Below are 16,261 nucleotides of genomic sequence, written 5' to 3'. Positions count from 1 at the left end.
CGCCGCGTCAAGTCAATTATTCGTCAAAGAATGTTTTACCAACAGTTGACGACAGCACCGCGATTTGAGATACTAACCACGTCGAAGCAATACCGCTCGACACCCCGGAAACCAGCGGCGGCAACCGCTCCGGGGAATCTGCGAAGGAGATACACCGATGAGCGCTTACGTTGTCGATCGTTTCCACATTTCGGCCATCCTGATGTTCACCTGCACCGGCAGGCCTGGCCGCGAGGCCCGCGAGATCCTTGAGACTCAGGGCCAGCAGTTGCTCGATGAAAACGTGCGTTCTGTGCGGGTCCTCTACCCCCGTGAAAACATCCCCGACAAGCTGTTCCTGTTGGATACCGACGTGCGCCGGCTCACGGCCCTGGAGGTGCTCAAGTTGATCGAGTGCCTGGAGCACCAGTCGAGCGAGGCCAGCGACTACTACTCGACCCCTGCGTTTCGCACCCTGCATGCCATTCGCCAGTCGGCACAGCGCAAGCTGCCCGGTTGGGACCAGGCCAAATGGGATTACGCCTGATGATCCCCGCCACCCAGCACGTAGCGCCCATGTGGCGCTACTCCCTTCGGTGGTGCCTGCCGCACCAGCCCTGCCCCGGTGACTTTGAATTGCTGGTGATCGAGGCCCCAGCGGGAACGCGGATGCCGGAAGAAATGCACCAAGCCTGGAAGCGCCGCCCCGAGGGTTACGGTGTGTGCCTGGACTTCCCTCAGTCCCGCGCCGTTAAGCGCTGGAGCGCCGAGGCTAAAGGCCGGGTACGCAAGCAGAAGATGGCCAAGCGCATCGAGAAGGCCGCGCCGCTGTTCGCAGACGAGTTGATCGCCCGCGAGCTGGAGCAGCGCCCCGACTACTTCAAGGGGGAGTGAACCATGCTCAGTACGCAGATCCGCCCAGCACAACCTGGGCTGTTCACCGGCCAGGCCCTGGGCGTTGATGACTTCGAGCTAAGCCAGATCGCCGCCGAGTTCAGCGCCATTAGCTGGGGCGAGCTGGAGCACCACTTGTTCGACGCTCCCAGGCCGTCCGAGATCGTGCGCCTGGCCGACAAGGTGGCCCGCCACACCCGGTCACATGGCTGGCTTGACCAAGCCGCCGCCCATGCCCGAATTGCCGAATGGAAACACCACGCCTTCGCCCAGGGCGAAGGGCGAGCCAATGCCGACAAGGTAGTGCTGTCGCTGTTCGACCACACCGGGCAGTGGTCGCAGCCGTGGGAGGATGCCGGCTACCAGGTCCTGCGCTTCGACATACAGGACAACCCCGTTACCGGCGACGTAAACGAGTTCGGCGCCGGCTTCTTCGGTGACTGGTTTGGCGACTTCGACGGCCTGGATATCTACGCCATCCTCGCCGCGTGCCCGTGCACCGAATTTGCCACCAGTGGCGCCCGACACTTCGCAGCCAAAGACGCAGACGGGCGCACGGTTGCCGCCGTGCAGCTCGTTCACCAGACATTACGCACCATTGAATATTTCCGGCCTGCCGTATGGGCTATAGAGAACCCGGTAGGCCGGATCGAGAAGCTGGGCGGTCTACCGCCGTGGCGCCTGGCCTTCGACCCGCACCACCTGGGCGACCCGTACACGAAGAAAACCCTGCTTTGGGGCCGCTTCAATGCAAACCTGCCCATTGCCCCGGTCGAGGCTTCGGACGGCTCGAAGATGCACCGCAAATTCGGCGGCAACCGCCTCGCTACCAAGAACGCCCGCAGCGCAACCCCGGAAGGGTTTTCCTACGGCTTCTTCATGGCCAACAACGCCCAGGACAACCCGGCGCTGGCCATGGCCTACAAGTACGACCGACTCGACGCCGGCCTGCTACGCGCCGCGCTCGATGCTAATGTGAGCGCCCGCGAGATCGACGAGCTGGTGGCGGATGCTTACTACATGGACATGGACGATAGCGCTGCCGAGTTAGCGCTACGCCAAACGATCTCTACACAGAACCCACCTACATAGGACAGCCGTTATGCCGAAACCGATGCGCTCAAATATGACCCTGCGCGAGCAGGAGGATGCAGCCAAGATCCAGTGTTACGACTGGAACGCCCAGCACAAAGAAGACATCACCGTGACCTATGAAGAGTTGCTTGGCTCGGGCAAGACGATCCAGACCAAAACCTGTGGCCGTGCATTCGTCATGTGCTGCCAGGCGGTCATCATGGTGGAGGATGTTTCGGGCGCGGTGTCCCTGGACCACTGCACCGTTGTCGCAGAGAAAGCCGCGTAGACCCCGGCAAATGGCTGTGTCATTTTCAGAAGGCGACTGCACCAGACAACGCGGTTTGAAGGCTGTTGTGCAGTCGGCTCCTGACAACCCAATGTCAGGACTCCTCTGCACGAAACTCGTCTATGCTCAATACTCGTGTGCACCAAAGCGAGGTGAGCATGGCGACCAATACCGCACGGATTCCCGAGCAAGGCGTGGCGACCCTGCCAGATCAGGCATGGGAGCGTGCGCGCCGTCGCGCCGAGATCATCGGGCCGTTGGCACAGGCGGAGATGGTCGGGCATGTGGCGGCCGATGCGGCAGCCCAGGCGCTGGGCCTGTCCCGGCGGCAGGTCTATGCCTTGATCCGCCGCGCCCGGCAAGGCGCGGGGCTGGTCACTGACTTCGCTCCTGGGCAGTCAAGCGGTGGTAAAGGCAAGGGCCGCTTGCCGGAGCCGGTCGAGCGCATCATCCGTGAGCTGCTGCAAAAGCGTTTCCTGACCAAGCAGAGGCGCAGCCTCGCGGCGTTCCATCGGGATGTCGCGCAAGCCTGCAAGGCACAGAAGCTACGGGTGCCGACGCGCAACACCGTGGCCTTGCGTATCGACAGCCTCGATCCACTCAAAACGGTGCGCCGCCGGGAAGGTCAGGATGCCTCCCACGAGCTGCAAGGCGTGGGCGGCATCCCGCCGGCCGTCTCCGAACCGCTGGAGCAGGTGCAGATCGACCACACGGTCATCGACCTGATCGTGGTGGATGCACACGACCGGCAGCCGATTGGCCGCCCGTACCTCACGCTGGCCATTGACGTTTTCACCCGCTGCGTGCTCGGTATGGTGGTCACGCTCGAAGCGCCGTCCGCCGTCTCGGTCGGCCTGTGCCTGGCGCATGTCGCCTGCGACAAGCGTCCCTGGCTGGAAGGGCTGGATGTCGAGATGAACTGGCCGATGAGCGGCAAGCCCAGACTGCTTTACCTGGACAACGCGGCCGAGTTCAAGAGCGAGGCGCTGCGCCGGGGCTGCGAGCAGCATGGCATCCGCCTGGACTACCGGCCGCCCGGCCAGCCGCACTACGGCGGCATCGTGGAAAGGATCATCGGCACCGCCATGCAGATGATCCACGATGAGCTGCCGGGCACGACCTTTTCCAATCCCGGTCAGCGCGGCGAGTACGACGCTGACAAGATGGCCGCCCTGACCCTGCGCGAGCTGGAGCGCTGGCTGACGCTGGCCGTGGGCACCTATCACGCCTCAGTGCACAACGGCCTGCTCCAGCCACCGGCCACGCGCTGGGCCGAAGCAGTGGCGCGGGTCGGTGTTCCGCCCGTGGTCACACGGCCTGCCGCGTTTCTGGTCGATTTTCTGCCGGTCATGCGCCGCACGCTGACTCGCACCGGCTTTGTCGTTGACCACATCCATTACTACGCCGATGCCCTCAAGCCGTGGATCGCCCGGCGTGACCGCCTGCCGACCTTCCTGATCCGGCGCGACCCGCGCGACATCAGCCGTATCTGGGTGCTGGAGCCGGAGGGGCAGCACTACCTGGAAGTCCCGTACCGCACCTTGTCTCACCCGGCTGTCACCCTCTGGGAGCAGCGCCAGGCGCTGGCGAAGCTGCGTCAGCTCGGACGCGAGCAGGTGGATGAGTCGGCGCTGTTTCGCATGATCGGCCAGATGCGCGAGATCGTGACCACCGCGCAGAAGGCCACGCGCAAGGCGCGGCGTGATGCGGATCGACGCCAGCACCTCAAGCAGTCGGTTCCGCCCGTCAAGCCTACACCGCCGGATACGGGCATGGCGGACTCGCAGGCGGCCAACCTGCCACCGGCCAAACCGTTCGACCAGATCGAGGAGTGGTAGCCGTGGACGAATACCCCATTGTTGACCTGTCCCACCTGCTGCCAGCGGCACAGGGGCTGGCCCGGCTGCCAGCGGACGAGCGTATCCAGCGCATCCGCGCTGACCGCTGGATCGGCTACCCGCGTGCGGTTGAGGCGCTGAACCGGCTGGAAACCCTGTTTGCCTGGCCGAACAAGCAACGCATGCCCAATTTGTTGCTGATCGGCCCCACCAATAACGGCAAGTCGATGATCGTCGAGAAGTTCCGGCGTTCGCACCCGGCCAGCGCCGATGCCGACCAGGAGCACATTCCAGTGTTGGTGGTGCAGATGCCGTCCGAACCCTCGGTGATCCGCTTCTACGTCGCCCTGCTCGCCGCGATGGGCGCCCCACTGCGCCCACGTCCCCGGCTGCCGGAGATGGAGCAATTGGCGCTGGCCCTGCTGCGCAAGGTTGGCGTGTGCATGCTGGTGATCGACGAGCTGCACAACGTGCTGGCCGGCAACAGCGTCAACCGGCGGGAATTTCTCAACCTGCTGCGCTTTCTCGGCAACGAGCTGCGCATCCCGCTGGTCGGCGTCGGCACGCGCGAAGCGTATCTCGCCATCCGCTCAGACGACCAACTGGAAAACCGCTTCGAGCCGATGCTGCTGCCGCTGTGGGAAGCCAATGAGGACTGCTGCTCGCTGCTGGCCAGTTTCGCGGCGTCGCTCCCGCTGCGGCGGCCCTCGCCGATTGCCACGCTGGACATGGCCCGCTACCTGCTCACCCGTAGCGAGGGCACCATCGGTGAACTGGCGCATCTGCTGATGGCGGCGGCCATTGCCGCCGTGGAGAGCGGCGAAGAAGCGATCAACCACCGCACGCTCAACATGGCCGACTACACCGGCCCCAGCGAACGGCGACGACAATTCGAGCGGGAACTGATGTGAAGCCCGCGCCCCGCTGGCCGTTGCATCCGGCCCCCAGGGAAGGCGAAGCCCTGTCCTCCTGGCTGAACCGGGTCGCTGCCTGCTACCGGATGGACGTGCATGAGCTGCTGGCACACGATCTCGGCCATGACCAGCTCGATGACCTGGATACCGAGCCACCCTTGTCCTTGTTGACGATGATTGCCCAGCGCAGCGGGGTTGAACTGGAGCGCTTGCGCTTGATGAGCCTGGCAGGCTGGGTGCCATGGCTGCTGGACAGTCTTGACGATTCGCTGCCTGCTGCCCTGGAAACCTATGCGTTCCAATGCTCGGTGCTGCTACCCAAGCGCAAGGCGCGGTCTATCACGCGCTGGCGTGCCTGGCTGCCGAGCCAGCCGATGCGCCGGGCCTGCCCGCAGTGCCTGAACGATCCGGCCAACCAGGCCGTGCTGCTCGTCTGGCAGCTCCCGCTCATGCTGAGTTGCCTGCAACATGGCTGCTGGCTGGCATCCTATTGGGGCATGCCCGGACGGTATCTCCAGTGGGACAACGCCGAGGCGGCCCCGCGTCCCGCCAATGAGGCGATTGCCAGCATGGACCGGCGCACCTGGCAGGCCCTGACGACTGGCTTTGTGGAACTGCCGCATCGGCGCATCCATGCCGGTCTGTGGTTCCGGCTGCTACGCACCCTGCTCGATGAACTGAACACCCCGCTGTCGCACTGTGGCGGCAGTGCGGGCAGCATCCGTCAGGTTTGGGAGCATTGCGGCCATCCGCTGCGCGCCGGGCAGAGTCTGTGGCGGCCCTTCGAGGTGCTGGCCCCGGCCGTGCAGATGCAGATGCAGGAAGCGGCGGCCACGGCCATCGCGCTGATCGAGTCGAGGGCGCTGCTCCCGCGCGGGGAACACGCCGCGCTGTTCCTGGCCGAGCCGCAGACGGGCTTCACCAATGGCCTGCCAGAGAAGAAACCGAAACCCGAACCCGTCAACCATTGGCAACGGGCGGCCCAGGCCATCAGTGAGGCCATCATCGAGGCACGGCACAACCCGGAGACGGCCCGCTCACTGTTCGCGCTGGCGTCCTATGGGCGACACGATTCCGAATCGCTGGAACGTCTGCGGCTCACCTTCGCCAACGAGGGGATTCCACTGGATTTTCTGTCACATTACGAGCCTCACATACCCTTTGCATGTCTTAGTCAAAATGACGGGTTAAGTGACAAATTTTGACGCCCGGCACGTTCTGGCTCACACTGTCACATAATCGAACGTATACGTGACGGGTGAAAAGGTGCTGATCGGCTACATGCGGGTATCGAAGGCGGACGGATCCCAGTCCACCAATTTGCAACGCGATGCGCTCATCGCCGCTGGTGTGAGCCTTGCGCACCTTTACGAGGATCTGGCCTCGGGCAGGCGCGATGATCGCCCAGGGTTGGCTGCTTGCCTGAAGGCGCTTCGTGAAGGGGACACGCTGATCGTGTGGAAGCTCGATCGGCTTGGCCGTGATCTGCGCCACCTGATCAACACCGTGCACGACCTAACTGCGCGTAGCGTGGGCCTGAAGGTCCTGACCGGTCACGGTGCGGCGGTCGACACGACGACTGCCGCCGGCAAGCTTGTGTTCGGTATTTTTGCCGCGCTGGCCGAGTTCGAGCGTGAGTTGATTTCCGAGCGAACAGTCGCTGGACTTATCTCGGCGCGCGCTCGCGGCAGGAAAGGGGGGCGCCCCTTCAAGATGACCGCCGCCAAGCTACGCCTGGCGATGGCCAGCATGGGGCAACCGGAAACCAAGGTGGGCGATCTCTGCGAAGAACTCGGGATTACCCGGCAGACGCTCTACCGGCACGTGTCGCCCAAGGGCGAACTGCGGCCAGACGGCGTAAAGCTGCTCTCCCTCGGTTCAGCCGCATAAATGGAGGCGACCTGGAACGGGGCGCTGTTCAGTGCGGCAACGATCCGATTACCGGTGTCGACCCAGAGCAGCCGTAGAGCTTTTGGGAAAGCTGTCGTTCAACGTTTGGTTAAGGGGCGGGCTTTAGCCCGTCCCGGCGAGCACAGCGAGCGATTTGAACCAATTGTTAGAAATTTTTCACAAGTCGGATATCTATTTCGCGTTCGACGTACTCCCACTCCTTTGATGAACGTAACTGTGCCAATAGTTTGTTAAATAAGGCAGTATGCTCCGGGGCGAACTCGAACCAAGTTAAGAAATCGAACGGTTCACCGAGATCACGAGAATGATGCAGTTGTCTTGCGATTTCTGGAAGATAAGCCAGCCCAATCTCTGTGTGGTGTGACTGTGCTTCAAAAATATTGCGCCGTTCCTCTTGCGACATGGCCCACCACTCTGGACTTTTCTTTATTGGAATGAGCGCTGCACATGATGACGTAGGACGATTTAAGTCTTCCTGCTTTGCACGAAGTTGATTGATCTCCTGCCGTTCAGCGTACCGTACATTGCTTGTAAAGCCTTGAAGTGTCCAGGTGCCACGTTCGACCAAATTGATTGAGGGCATATTAACGACATTGACCCTTTGCACCATTTCAAGAGGCATGCCAATGACGGTTTCACAGCTTGTGACTCGCCATGAACCTTCGGAACCGCCAATGAATGAATAATGATTGTTCATGTGATGGGTGCCCTAAATGTCTAACTTTGTTTTAGGGCGACTGCCCTGCTGCGTAACATCGTTGCTGCTCCATAACATCAAACATCGACCCACGGCGTAACGCGCTTGCTGCTTGGATGCCCGAGGCATAGACTGTACAAAAAAACAGTCATAACAAGCCATGAAAACCGCCACTGCGCCGTTACCACCGCTGCGTTCGGTCAAGGTTCTGGACCAGTTGCGTGAGCGCATACGCTACTTGCATTATAGCTTACGAACCGAACAGGCTTATGTCCACTGGGTTCGTGCCTTCATCCGTTTCCACGGTGTGCGTCACCCGGCAACCTTGGGCAGCAGCGAAGTCGAGGCATTTCTGTCCTGGCTGGCGAACGAGCGCAAGGTTTCGGTCTCCACGCATCGTCAGGCATTGGCGGCCTTGCTGTTCTTCTACGGCAAGGTGCTGTGCACGGATCTGCCCTGGCTTCAGGAGATCGGAAGACCTCGGCCGTCGCGGCGCTTGCCGGTGGTGCTGACCCCGGATGAAGTTGTTGGATGCAAATAAAGTTTCACCCTAACGCGAACGATTTTGCTGGACTGGCTGGGAAGCACCCTGCCCGGCCTGCATCTAAAGTTTCATCCTAATGCCTCGCAGCGGCCTTCAAACGGTCTGAAAACCACGGAGCCATGCAAATATAGTTTCATCCTTTCCTGCATTTTGCTGCACACAGGCCGCAAGCATAAGCCATTGATTTCTATTGTGATCTTGCTAATTCCCTACCGGATCGCACGGTTTGAACGCCACCAGAAGCCGCTTTATTGGGATGAAACTTTATTAGTACGGATGACACTTCATTCGCATCCCGCAGAAGTGGTTCGCATCCTCGGTTTTCTGGAAGGCGAGCATCGTTTGTTCGCCCAGCTTCTGTATGGAACGGGCATGCGGATCAGTGAGGGTTTGCAACTGCGGGTCAAGGATCTGGATTTCGATCACGGCACGATCATCGTGCGGGAGGGCAAGGGCTCCAAGGATCGGGCCTTGATGTTACCCGAGAGCTTGGCACCCAGCCTGCGCGAGCAGCTGTCGCGTGCACGGGCATGGTGGCTGAAGGACCAGGCCGAGGGCCGCAGCGGCGTTGCGCTTCCCGACGCCCTTGAGCGGAAGTATCCGCGCGCCGGGCATTCCTGGCCGTGGTTCTGGGTTTTTGCGCAGCACACGCATTCGACCGATCCACGGAGCGGTGTCGTGCGTCGCCATCACATGTATGACCAGACCTTTCAGCGCGCCTTCAAACGTGCCGTAGAACAAGCAGGCATCACGAAGCCCGCCACACCGCACACCCTCCGCCACTCGTTCGCGACGGCCTTGCTCCGCAGCGGTTACGACATTCGAACCGTGCAGGATCTGCTCGGCCATTCCGACGTCTCTACGACGATGATTTACACGCATGTGCTGAAAGTTGGCGGTGCCGGAGTGCGCTCACCGCTTGATGCGCTGCCGCCCCTCACTAGTGAGAGGTAGGGCAGCGCAAGTCAATCCTGGCGGATTCACTACCCCTGCGCGAAGGCCATCGGTGCCGCATCGAACGGCCGGTTGCGGAAAGTCCTCCCTGCGTCCGCTGATGGCCGGCAGCAGCCCGTCGTTGCCTGATGGATCCAACCCCTCCGCTGCTATAGTGCAGTCGGCTTCTGACGTTCAGTGCAGCCGTCTTCTGAAAACGACAGGCTGTGCAGCAAACGGTCGTTTTCTGCACACTTCAAAAAAAGCGCCCAAGGGCGTTTTTTTTGGGGCATAACTGTTAACTTTCTCGTAAACTTTTCTATGTCTACATTAGGTGTACGGAAACTGCCATGATAAGCAAACCCATCCCGACCGCGCTGTACGTGTACCGTTGCACCGCATGCGGCCATGCTGGCCAGCTACACCTGGCCGAAACCGCTGCCGAGTTGACGACCGCTTGCACATGTTGCGGGGCCGAGGTCGTGGCCGAATGGGATGGCGGCGTGGTGCTATCGACCGGCAAGCCTGGACAACCACATGGGGGTAACCATGCGTAACGGCAAAGACACTTCAACCCTGGACATATTGACCGGAGGCCTGCGCATTGGGTACGCCCGAACCAGCAAGCAGGACCAGAACCTAGACCTACAGCGAGACGCACTTGTCGCCGCTGGTTGCACGCGGATCTATGAGGAACAAATCAGCGGGGCCAAGACCAACCGGCCCGAACTGGAGCAGATGCTAAAAGCGCTGCGCCCAGGTGACACGGTTGTCGTCTGGCAGCTCTCCCGGTTCGGTCGAAGCCTCTCCCACCTTCTCCAGCTCATGACCCAACTGGAGGCCATGCAGGTTCGCTTTGAATCGCTCAAAGAACACATCGACACCAGCACGGCAGGCGGGCGGTTGCAGTTGAACTTATTGGCCACCCTGGCGGAGTACGAGCGCGAGCTGAACCGCGAACGCACCATGGCCGGCCTGGACGCAGCACGCGCACGCGGGCGCAAAGGTGGCCGTAAACCGACGCTCGGGGCGAAGGAAATTCGCGATATCAAGATCCTGTTGGCCGATCCACTGACGACCGTCAGCGACGTGGCCGCCAGGTTCAAAGTCAGCAGGACCACCATCTACAAATACTTGAGCAAGGAGGCCCAGCATGTCGTCCAGTGAATTGTTCGATCTCGATCAGGTGCTTGTGCGTTCACCCGCCCAGGCCCCCGCACTCCCGGCAAAACGTCGCTCATCGACCAAAGCCCCCTTGGTCGGCCAGGACGCCATCAACATCGATAAGTGGCGCAAGCGCATCGAGGCCGAGGCACGACCAGGCGAAAGCTACCAGCAGGCAGCGGAGCGGCTGAAACGCGAAGAAGCCAAAAAGCCGAAAGACAAGACACCAGGGCGCGAAGCGGTGAAGCCCTCTGCGGGGCGCAAGCAAGTTGTGGTACTCGAAACCCAGCTCGATTTCTGGATTGCCACCGGCCTGCCGGCGATACCCAAAGACGAGCGGCCAACGATGGAACACCCCATCTACGCCGTAGAAGACGGGGACACCAGGCAGATCAGCTACGAGCACAACGGGAACAAGATCGAGATCATTCCCAGTGTTGCCGGTCGGGCGACCCAGCACGACAAAGACATTGTGCTGTTTTGCGTGTCGAAGCTGGTCGCCGCGATCAACGCTGGTATCCCGGTATCCCCGGTCATCGAAACGACGGCCCATGAACTTCTGAGCTTCACCCGCAGCAGCACCAGCGAACGCGGCTACGAGCTGCTTAGCAAGGCGTTCGATAGGCTTACCGGGACTCGCATGCGGGCCACCTTTGAATCGACGAAGGATCGGAACGGGAGCCGGCGCTGGGTAGGTCTGCTCGATGACGTGGAGATCATCACCAGGGGCGCCAAGAATCGCATGTGCGCGATTCGGATCAAGGTATCGGACACCACGTACAACGCTGCAACGGCCATGGACGTGTTGACGATCCCTGGCGACTATTTCGGCCTGCGCAGCGCCATCGCCAAACGCATCTATGAGCTTTGCCGCAAGCACTGCGGCGACCAGGGCCAATGGAAAATTGGCCTGACCCTGCTGCAAAAGAAAGTCGGTAGCGCCCAGCCCGAAAAGAAGTTTCGCGCCAGGGTCAAGGAGCTGGCCGAGGCCGGCAGCTTGCTCGACTACTTCATGACCTATCTGCCCGCCGAAGACGCGGTGTTGTTCTTCAACAAGTCCGACGCCGGCAAAACGGCCTTGCTCAAAGCCACTCGCAGCGGTATCAAGAAGCCACGCAAGGCCAAGGCCGCTCCTACTGCATGAGTCATGGCAATTCGTCACTCCAGGGACCGGAAGGGGTCAATCTACTGATGTATAAGGGTTTTTCTCTATTGATCCAGGCGTGTTTAAACTGTACCCAGCCCCTTCGGGGGCTTTATCTGCGCATTCGTCACTCCAGGGACCGCGCTCAATTTCGCGGCCTAGACGATTCGTCACTCCAGGGACCGCAATTCGTCACTCCAGGGACCGTCGATTCGTCACTCCAGGGACTAGGGTTCGTCACTCCAGGGACCGCCGATTTCGTCACTCCAGGGACCAGAACCACCCGCCAGCCCAAGTAAATCAAGGCCTCGCAAAACGCTAACAACGCGCGCGCGTATTAACCCTTTAACTTAAACCTTTAACGGCCTTGTTGTGGCTTGGCTTGTGGATAACTCACGGGTAACGCTCGACACCGGCACCGCGCACACCGAACGGGCGCACCAGGCCAACCCGACACTCCCCCGTTTCTGCTGCTGCGCTCTGGTGCGGTGGCTTACCCGCCGCGCTGGAGCGGAGCCAACAAGGCCGACTGGCAGCGTTAGCATGTATTGTATTTTGTAGTATGTTGTATGATACTACACACTACAACATACAAAGGAGCACGCCCCATGGCACTCACCAAGGAAATGATCTGGAAGGCCGCCGACGAACTGGACGCAGACGGCACTAAGCCCACCCTGGCCAACGTGCGCAAGCGCCTGGGAGGCGTCGGCAGCTTTACGACCATTCAGGAGGCTATGAGCGAGTGGAAGAACCGCAAGCAGCAAGAGGCCCAGCCACTCATCGATCCACCACCGCCTGCCCTGGCGCAGTTGCTTGAGAACTTCGGCGCCGATATCTGGAACCTGGCCCGGGTTGCTGCCGACCAGGCCCTGGAAGGGAAACGCCGGGTGATCGAAGAGAATGCCGCGCAGATCCGCGAGCAGGCCGAGGAAGCGATTGCACTGGCTGACAGCATGGATGCAGAACTGCACGACCTGCGCGCCAGGATCGCCGGCCTGGAGGAAACCGCAGCGCTGTACCGCGAGCTACAGGCCAACTATCACGCCCTGGAGCAACGTGCCGAGCTGGAGTTGAAACACCAGAAGGAGCACAGCGCCCAGGAGATCCACCGGGCTGTCACCAGGGCAAACGAAAAGGATTCCGAAGCTATGGAGGCACGCAAGAGCGAACGCCTGGCACTGGACCGCGCCGCACGCGCCGAGGGCCAGGTGGAAGCCTTGGAAAAGCAACTTGACCAACAGTCGAAGAAGAGCAAATAGGCCGAGCCATCGACCTAGCCCAAGCCCGCGATGCGGGCTTTTTTTTGGCCTGCCGGCAGCGGCCAGATGCTCGCACCGGACAGACTCGGGCAAGCCTCGCTAGTCAGCTACGCGCACCAGGCTCTATGAGGTTTCAGGAATTCTTGCGGAGGGGGATTGCTGGAGGGCCAGAAATGGCGAAGCCCGCTGCACGGCAATGCAAACGGGCCTCTAGTGCTCTGCGAAGGAGCGCATGACCGCAGTATAACGACGCACCCCAGCACGCTCAATTGTTCAATTGACATATGCTTGCCATATGCTAGGATTCTCTCAGAGATTGAGGGAGGTTCCGATGCTCAACCGCTGCTTACCTGCATTGCTTTTGGGGTCCGTGCTCACCGCTCAGGCTCATAGCGCCGACTGCCGGTTGTCGTTCCAGAATGGCGCGATCCTCGACCTTCCCGTTGCCACCACCGAAGCCGCACAGGCGCAGGGCCTCGCCGGTCGGGCAGATCCAGGGCGAGGCATGCTGTTTCTCTGGACTACGCCGGCAGTGCGGTTTGTGTGGATGAAGAACACACCAGCCCCGTTAGAGGCCGCTTGGATCGGGGCAGACGGGGTTATCCAGAGCGTGCAGGAGCTGGAGCCACACACGACCACCAAGCATTCATCATTGCGGCCCGCCCTGGGCATTATCGAGGTTCCACGCGGGCAGTTTGCAAACCTCGGCATCGAGCGCGGCAGCACTATCACCGCCTCAACGTGTTTCAACTTGTAGGAGGTTCCCATGCGTACCGTTTCCATTTTCATGAACAGCCGAAACCAGGCGATCCGTATCCCTCGGGATATGGAGTACCAGGGCGTTTCCGAGCTGGAGATTATCCGCGATGGTGAAACCCTGATCCTTCGCCCTGTGCGCCCCTCCTGGGCATCGCTGCGCGACGTGGCACCCGCAGACCCTGACTTTCTGATCGAGCGGAAGGACGTGATCGAGGAAGGCCGTTTCCTGGGTGACTTCACATGAGCAAAAAGACGTACATGCTCGATACGAACATCTGTTCGTTCATCATGCGCGAACGCCCCGAGGCTGTGCTGGCCAAGCTGGAACAAGCAGTTACCCACCAGCACCGGATAGTCGTTTCAGCAATTACCTACTCCGAAATGCGTTTCGGGGCCGCCAACCCCAAGGCATCGCCCAAGGTGGCTGCGATGGTCAACGCATTCGTGCAGCGGCTGGACGCCATCCTGTCTTGGGACGCCGCCGCCGTGGATCAAACAACACAGATCCGCACCACCCTCGCCCGCCTGGGCACGCCCATTGGCAACAACGATGCAGCGATTGCCGGCCACGCCCTGGCCGCTGGGTGTGTGCTGGTCACAAACAACACCCGCGAATTTGCCCGCGTGCCTGGCCTAGTCCTCGAAGACTGGACCCAACCCACCACTACCAAGAGTTGAGACGCCATGACCGAATTGGAAAAAGCCATCCTTGATTGCGCCCGACTGCACCTGGCCCAGTTGCAAGGTGCAGTTGCCCTGCCCAATGGTCCCGAGCGGTCCGACAGCTTTAGCTCGGCTTGGTGGCAGCTCACCGGCCTGGCCCAGCTTGCCGAGTTCCACAGCGGGCTTAGCCAGCCCGCCCGCGATCAGTTGCGCGCTATCGACCGGGAGGCCGCCCAGGCTGTGAGCAGCAACCGCGAGTCGTCCGGTACCGCGCAGTTTGCCGATAGCATCGCCGCTACGCTGGCCGACCCCACCACCTCGAATTGGCTAAAGCAGAGCCTCAAGGAAGCCTTGGCACGGGATAGCGTGGACGCCGCCAATGACGCCCAGGTGCTTTTCGAGCTGCTGGCCCACCGCAGCGAGGAAGAGTTGCGCGCCGCCGCTCACGCAGCCTCCGGCATACCGGCGCCGACCCTGGCTGTTCGCTTTGCAGACGGTCGCGCTGGGATGCTGGACGTGTCTCAGGCCCGCCACACGATCATTACTGGCGACAACTGACAGGAGGCCCCAGGGATGGCAAGAGTGCGTATTCACCTCACCCCTGCAGAAGCTGAGGCCAAAGGTTGGCTGTGCTGCCGCGATCTCAAACTTCGCCACCGCCTAATGCCGGGACATAGCACCCGGCCTGCCGGCAGCGTCTGGCAAGGCCAGGGGGCCTACCATGTTTACGACCCCGCCGATTGCGTGCCCTGGAAATGGGAACCAAGTGCCGCGCAGCTTCGCCGGAAGTCCGTGGCCGCCCGTGCCCAGGCGCTGATCGGCGGTGATTGTCTGCTGCTGGACACAGAAACAACAGGCGTGGGTAGTGACGACGAGGTGTGCGAAATCACGATCCTCGACGCGAGCGGCACGCCCCTGCTCAATACGCTGGTACGCCCGACTCAGCCGATTCCAGCGGAGGCTACAGGGATTCACCGTATCACCAATGACATGGTGGCCACCGCACCGGCCTGGCCCGAGATCGCAGAGCTGTACGCTTCTATCGTCGCGGGGCGAACGGTCGTTGCCTACAACGCCTCCTTTGACGTGCGCCTGCTATCGCAGACCCATCAGCGGCACGGCCTTGTCGCCCCTGAGCTGGCCACCGCCTGCGCCATGCTGCTGTATGCCGAATGGCATGGGGAATGGGTTGAAGGCCGGTATGGGTGCTGGCAATGGCGCTGGATCAAGCTGATTGAGGCCGCCCGTGAATGCGGCGTACTGGAGGATGGTGCCCACCGTTCCCTGGCCGACGCACGCATGACCTTGGGCGTGCTGCGTTACCTGCACAAACGCACCAATGGGCGCAAACCTTCTACCAAGCGGAGAACTGAACATGCCAAGTGATTACGATTTCAAGGTTGTGAGCAAGGAAGTCGCCGTGCGTTACCTGCTGGTGTGGGAGTCGAAAGGCTATGCCCGCCTGCTCGATGTGGTGCGAATGTTCGACATGGACGATGGCGGCGTTACCGTTGGATTCATGGACTACGGCAACCCGGATACCGTGGTGATCGTGCCCGAGCACATGAACCGCACGTATACCAAGCAACAGCACGCCCTGGCAGCGGTCGGCGCGATGTTTGATGCGGTCGATGAGTGGAACAAGGTGATGGCCGAAGTGCGCCAGGTCGTCGGCGAAAAATGAGGACGGCAGGTATGCGAAACGAACCGGAATTGCTGCCGGGCCTGATCCTGCCGCCAAGCTATCAGGTCGTGTTGCGCAGGCGCCTGGCCGAAGTGACCAAAGCAACCAGCGCAGCGAATTGCTTGATTGCTCAGGCCCGCGCCGAGGGCATGGTAGAGGCCCTGGAGCTGCTGAAAGCGCTGGAACAACAGCAGGTTGAGCGCCTGTATTTGTTGATCGAGCAGGCCGCCACAGCGCGCTTGCTGGAGCTGGAGCAGGGTGCCGGCGAGTGACCGGCCTGGCGTCATCCGAGGCATAGCGCGAGGCCTGCGGCCCGGGCTTTCGTGCTACGCATCGAGCCACGGCTGCGCCGCGTCTCGCCCCTTCGGGCTTCAATCCCTCTCGCCTGCGCACCTGGCCCGCCAGGCGCTGCGCGCTCCGCTTGCCTCCGGCCTGTCGGCCTGCGCGGCGGCCTGCAGGCCACCTTGCCGCCCCTGCGCGTCCTGGGTGTGCTCATCACCCTCCGGCTGGCC

The 16,261-nt window shown here is 61.5% G+C and carries 19 protein-coding genes and 2 pseudogenes; 20 read left to right on the top strand and 1 reads right to left on the bottom strand.

Annotated features, from left to right (window positions below; all coding sequences use genetic code 11):
- Positions 1–157: 157 nt before the first annotated feature.
- From QMX93_RS24980 to QMX93_RS24945, 8 genes are all read left to right on the top strand, one after another.
- Positions 158–526 (top strand): hypothetical protein, encoded by a 369-nt coding sequence (locus QMX93_RS24980; RefSeq protein ID WP_282358312.1) that lies wholly within the window; start codon positions 158–160, stop codon positions 524–526.
- Positions 526–873, top strand: coding sequence for a theronine dehydrogenase (locus tag QMX93_RS24975; RefSeq protein ID WP_256094179.1), 348 nt, complete (start codon positions 526–528; stop codon positions 871–873). Before QMX93_RS24980 ends, QMX93_RS24975 begins: the two co-directional genes overlap by 1 nt.
- Before the next feature lie 3 nt (positions 874–876).
- Entirely contained in the window at positions 877–1,965 is a 1,089-nt protein-coding gene (locus tag QMX93_RS24970) for a DNA cytosine methyltransferase (protein WP_282358311.1), read from the top strand.
- A 10-nt stretch (positions 1,966–1,975) separates the two neighbouring features.
- Entirely contained in the window at positions 1,976–2,236 is a 261-nt protein-coding gene (locus QMX93_RS24965; protein ID WP_065863006.1) for a hypothetical protein, read from the top strand.
- A gap of 158 nt (positions 2,237–2,394) precedes the next feature.
- On the top strand, positions 2,395–4,074 hold the full coding sequence (locus tag QMX93_RS24960; RefSeq protein WP_169921708.1) for a DDE-type integrase/transposase/recombinase: 1,680 nt from the start codon (positions 2,395–2,397) through the stop codon (positions 4,072–4,074).
- 2 nt (positions 4,075–4,076) lie between these two features.
- A complete protein-coding gene (locus tag QMX93_RS24955; protein WP_087920920.1) occupies positions 4,077–4,985 on the top strand; it encodes a TniB family NTP-binding protein in 909 nt (302 codons plus the stop codon).
- On the top strand, positions 4,982–6,193 hold the full coding sequence (locus QMX93_RS24950) for a TniQ family protein (protein WP_087920919.1): 1,212 nt from the start codon (positions 4,982–4,984) through the stop codon (positions 6,191–6,193). The genes QMX93_RS24955 and QMX93_RS24950 overlap by 4 nt, the downstream gene beginning before the upstream one ends.
- Positions 6,194–6,254: 61 nt before the next feature.
- Positions 6,255–6,878, top strand: a complete 624-nt coding sequence (locus QMX93_RS24945) for a recombinase family protein (protein WP_003155741.1) — start codon at positions 6,255–6,257, stop codon at positions 6,876–6,878.
- Positions 6,879–7,044: 166 nt separating this feature from the next.
- Here QMX93_RS24945 and QMX93_RS24940 read toward each other — a convergent pair whose 3' ends face one another.
- Positions 7,045–7,596, bottom strand: a complete 552-nt coding sequence (locus QMX93_RS24940) for a chlorite dismutase family protein (RefSeq protein WP_082412261.1) — start codon at positions 7,594–7,596, stop codon at positions 7,045–7,047.
- A 160-nt stretch (positions 7,597–7,756) separates the two neighbouring features.
- On the opposite strand from QMX93_RS24940, the pseudogene intI1 (QMX93_RS24935) reads away from it, so the two are divergent.
- The 12 genes and pseudogenes from intI1 (QMX93_RS24935) to QMX93_RS24880 all read left to right on the top strand — a co-directional run.
- A pseudogene (intI1, locus tag QMX93_RS24935) lies at positions 7,757–8,125 on the top strand (class 1 integron integrase IntI1); the annotation flags it as partial.
- A 315-nt stretch (positions 8,126–8,440) separates the two neighbouring features.
- Positions 8,441–9,094: pseudogene (gene intI1, locus QMX93_RS24930) on the top strand (class 1 integron integrase IntI1); the annotation flags it as partial.
- A 528-nt stretch (positions 9,095–9,622) separates the two neighbouring features.
- Positions 9,623–10,240, top strand: a complete 618-nt coding sequence (locus QMX93_RS24925) for a recombinase family protein (RefSeq protein ID WP_065863016.1) — start codon at positions 9,623–9,625, stop codon at positions 10,238–10,240.
- A complete protein-coding gene (locus tag QMX93_RS24920; RefSeq protein ID WP_065863007.1) occupies positions 10,227–11,381 on the top strand; it encodes a replication initiator protein A in 1,155 nt (384 codons plus the stop codon). Before QMX93_RS24925 ends, QMX93_RS24920 begins: the two co-directional genes overlap by 14 nt.
- A 608-nt stretch (positions 11,382–11,989) precedes the next feature.
- Positions 11,990–12,643, top strand: coding sequence for a DNA-binding protein (locus QMX93_RS24915; protein WP_257361889.1), 654 nt, complete (start codon positions 11,990–11,992; stop codon positions 12,641–12,643).
- A 331-nt stretch (positions 12,644–12,974) separates the two neighbouring features.
- Positions 12,975–13,400, top strand: coding sequence for a DUF192 domain-containing protein (locus tag QMX93_RS24910; protein ID WP_282358308.1), 426 nt, complete (start codon positions 12,975–12,977; stop codon positions 13,398–13,400).
- A gap of 9 nt (positions 13,401–13,409) precedes the next feature.
- Positions 13,410–13,646, top strand: a complete 237-nt coding sequence (vapB, locus tag QMX93_RS24905; protein WP_065863010.1) for a type II toxin-antitoxin system VapB family antitoxin — start codon at positions 13,410–13,412, stop codon at positions 13,644–13,646.
- Complete coding sequence (locus QMX93_RS24900) at positions 13,643–14,080, top strand: PIN domain-containing protein (RefSeq protein WP_065863011.1); 438 nt, start codon at positions 13,643–13,645, stop codon at positions 14,078–14,080. Before vapB ends, QMX93_RS24900 begins: the two co-directional genes overlap by 4 nt.
- Positions 14,081–14,086: 6 nt before the next feature.
- Positions 14,087–14,623 (top strand): hypothetical protein, encoded by a 537-nt coding sequence (locus QMX93_RS24895; protein ID WP_282358307.1) that lies wholly within the window; start codon positions 14,087–14,089, stop codon positions 14,621–14,623.
- Positions 14,624–14,638: 15 nt separating this feature from the next.
- A complete protein-coding gene (locus QMX93_RS24890; protein ID WP_282358306.1) occupies positions 14,639–15,451 on the top strand; it encodes a 3'-5' exonuclease in 813 nt (270 codons plus the stop codon).
- Positions 15,441–15,749 carry a hypothetical protein gene (locus QMX93_RS24885; protein WP_282358305.1) on the top strand — a complete coding sequence of 103 codons (309 nt, stop codon included), beginning with the start codon at positions 15,441–15,443 and terminating at the stop codon, positions 15,747–15,749. Before QMX93_RS24890 ends, QMX93_RS24885 begins: the two co-directional genes overlap by 11 nt.
- A gap of 11 nt (positions 15,750–15,760) precedes the next feature.
- Positions 15,761–16,021, top strand: coding sequence for a hypothetical protein (locus QMX93_RS24880; protein ID WP_282358304.1), 261 nt, complete (start codon positions 15,761–15,763; stop codon positions 16,019–16,021).
- The last annotated feature ends 240 nt before the right edge of the window (positions 16,022–16,261 follow it).

Source organism: Pseudomonas sp. PS01303 (genome assembly GCF_029959385.1).
GTDB lineage: Bacteria > Pseudomonadota > Gammaproteobacteria > Pseudomonadales > Pseudomonadaceae > Aquipseudomonas > Aquipseudomonas rustica.
This window is presented reverse-complemented; position numbering and strand designations above follow the sequence as displayed.

Coding starts and splice junctions, on each gene's coding strand:
- QMX93_RS24980 (WP_282358312.1), top strand. CDS start 158: ATGAGCGCTTACGTTGTCGATCGTTTCCACATTTCGGCCATCCTGATG.
- QMX93_RS24975 (WP_256094179.1), top strand. CDS start 526: ATGATCCCCGCCACCCAGCACGTAGCGCCCATGTGGCGCTACTCCCTT.
- QMX93_RS24970 (WP_282358311.1), top strand. CDS start 877: ATGCTCAGTACGCAGATCCGCCCAGCACAACCTGGGCTGTTCACCGGC.
- QMX93_RS24965 (WP_065863006.1), top strand. CDS start 1,976: ATGCCGAAACCGATGCGCTCAAATATGACCCTGCGCGAGCAGGAGGAT.
- QMX93_RS24960 (WP_169921708.1), top strand. CDS start 2,395: ATGGCGACCAATACCGCACGGATTCCCGAGCAAGGCGTGGCGACCCTG.
- QMX93_RS24940 (WP_082412261.1), bottom strand. CDS start 7,596: ATGAACAATCATTATTCATTCATTGGCGGTTCCGAAGGTTCATGGCGA.
- QMX93_RS24925 (WP_065863016.1), top strand. CDS start 9,623: ATGCGTAACGGCAAAGACACTTCAACCCTGGACATATTGACCGGAGGC.
- QMX93_RS24920 (WP_065863007.1), top strand. CDS start 10,227: ATGTCGTCCAGTGAATTGTTCGATCTCGATCAGGTGCTTGTGCGTTCA.
- QMX93_RS24915 (WP_257361889.1), top strand. CDS start 11,990: ATGGCACTCACCAAGGAAATGATCTGGAAGGCCGCCGACGAACTGGAC.
- QMX93_RS24910 (WP_282358308.1), top strand. CDS start 12,975: ATGCTCAACCGCTGCTTACCTGCATTGCTTTTGGGGTCCGTGCTCACC.
- vapB (WP_065863010.1), top strand. CDS start 13,410: ATGCGTACCGTTTCCATTTTCATGAACAGCCGAAACCAGGCGATCCGT.
- QMX93_RS24900 (WP_065863011.1), top strand. CDS start 13,643: ATGAGCAAAAAGACGTACATGCTCGATACGAACATCTGTTCGTTCATC.
- QMX93_RS24895 (WP_282358307.1), top strand. CDS start 14,087: ATGACCGAATTGGAAAAAGCCATCCTTGATTGCGCCCGACTGCACCTG.
- QMX93_RS24890 (WP_282358306.1), top strand. CDS start 14,639: ATGGCAAGAGTGCGTATTCACCTCACCCCTGCAGAAGCTGAGGCCAAA.
- QMX93_RS24885 (WP_282358305.1), top strand. CDS start 15,441: ATGCCAAGTGATTACGATTTCAAGGTTGTGAGCAAGGAAGTCGCCGTG.
- QMX93_RS24880 (WP_282358304.1), top strand. CDS start 15,761: ATGCGAAACGAACCGGAATTGCTGCCGGGCCTGATCCTGCCGCCAAGC.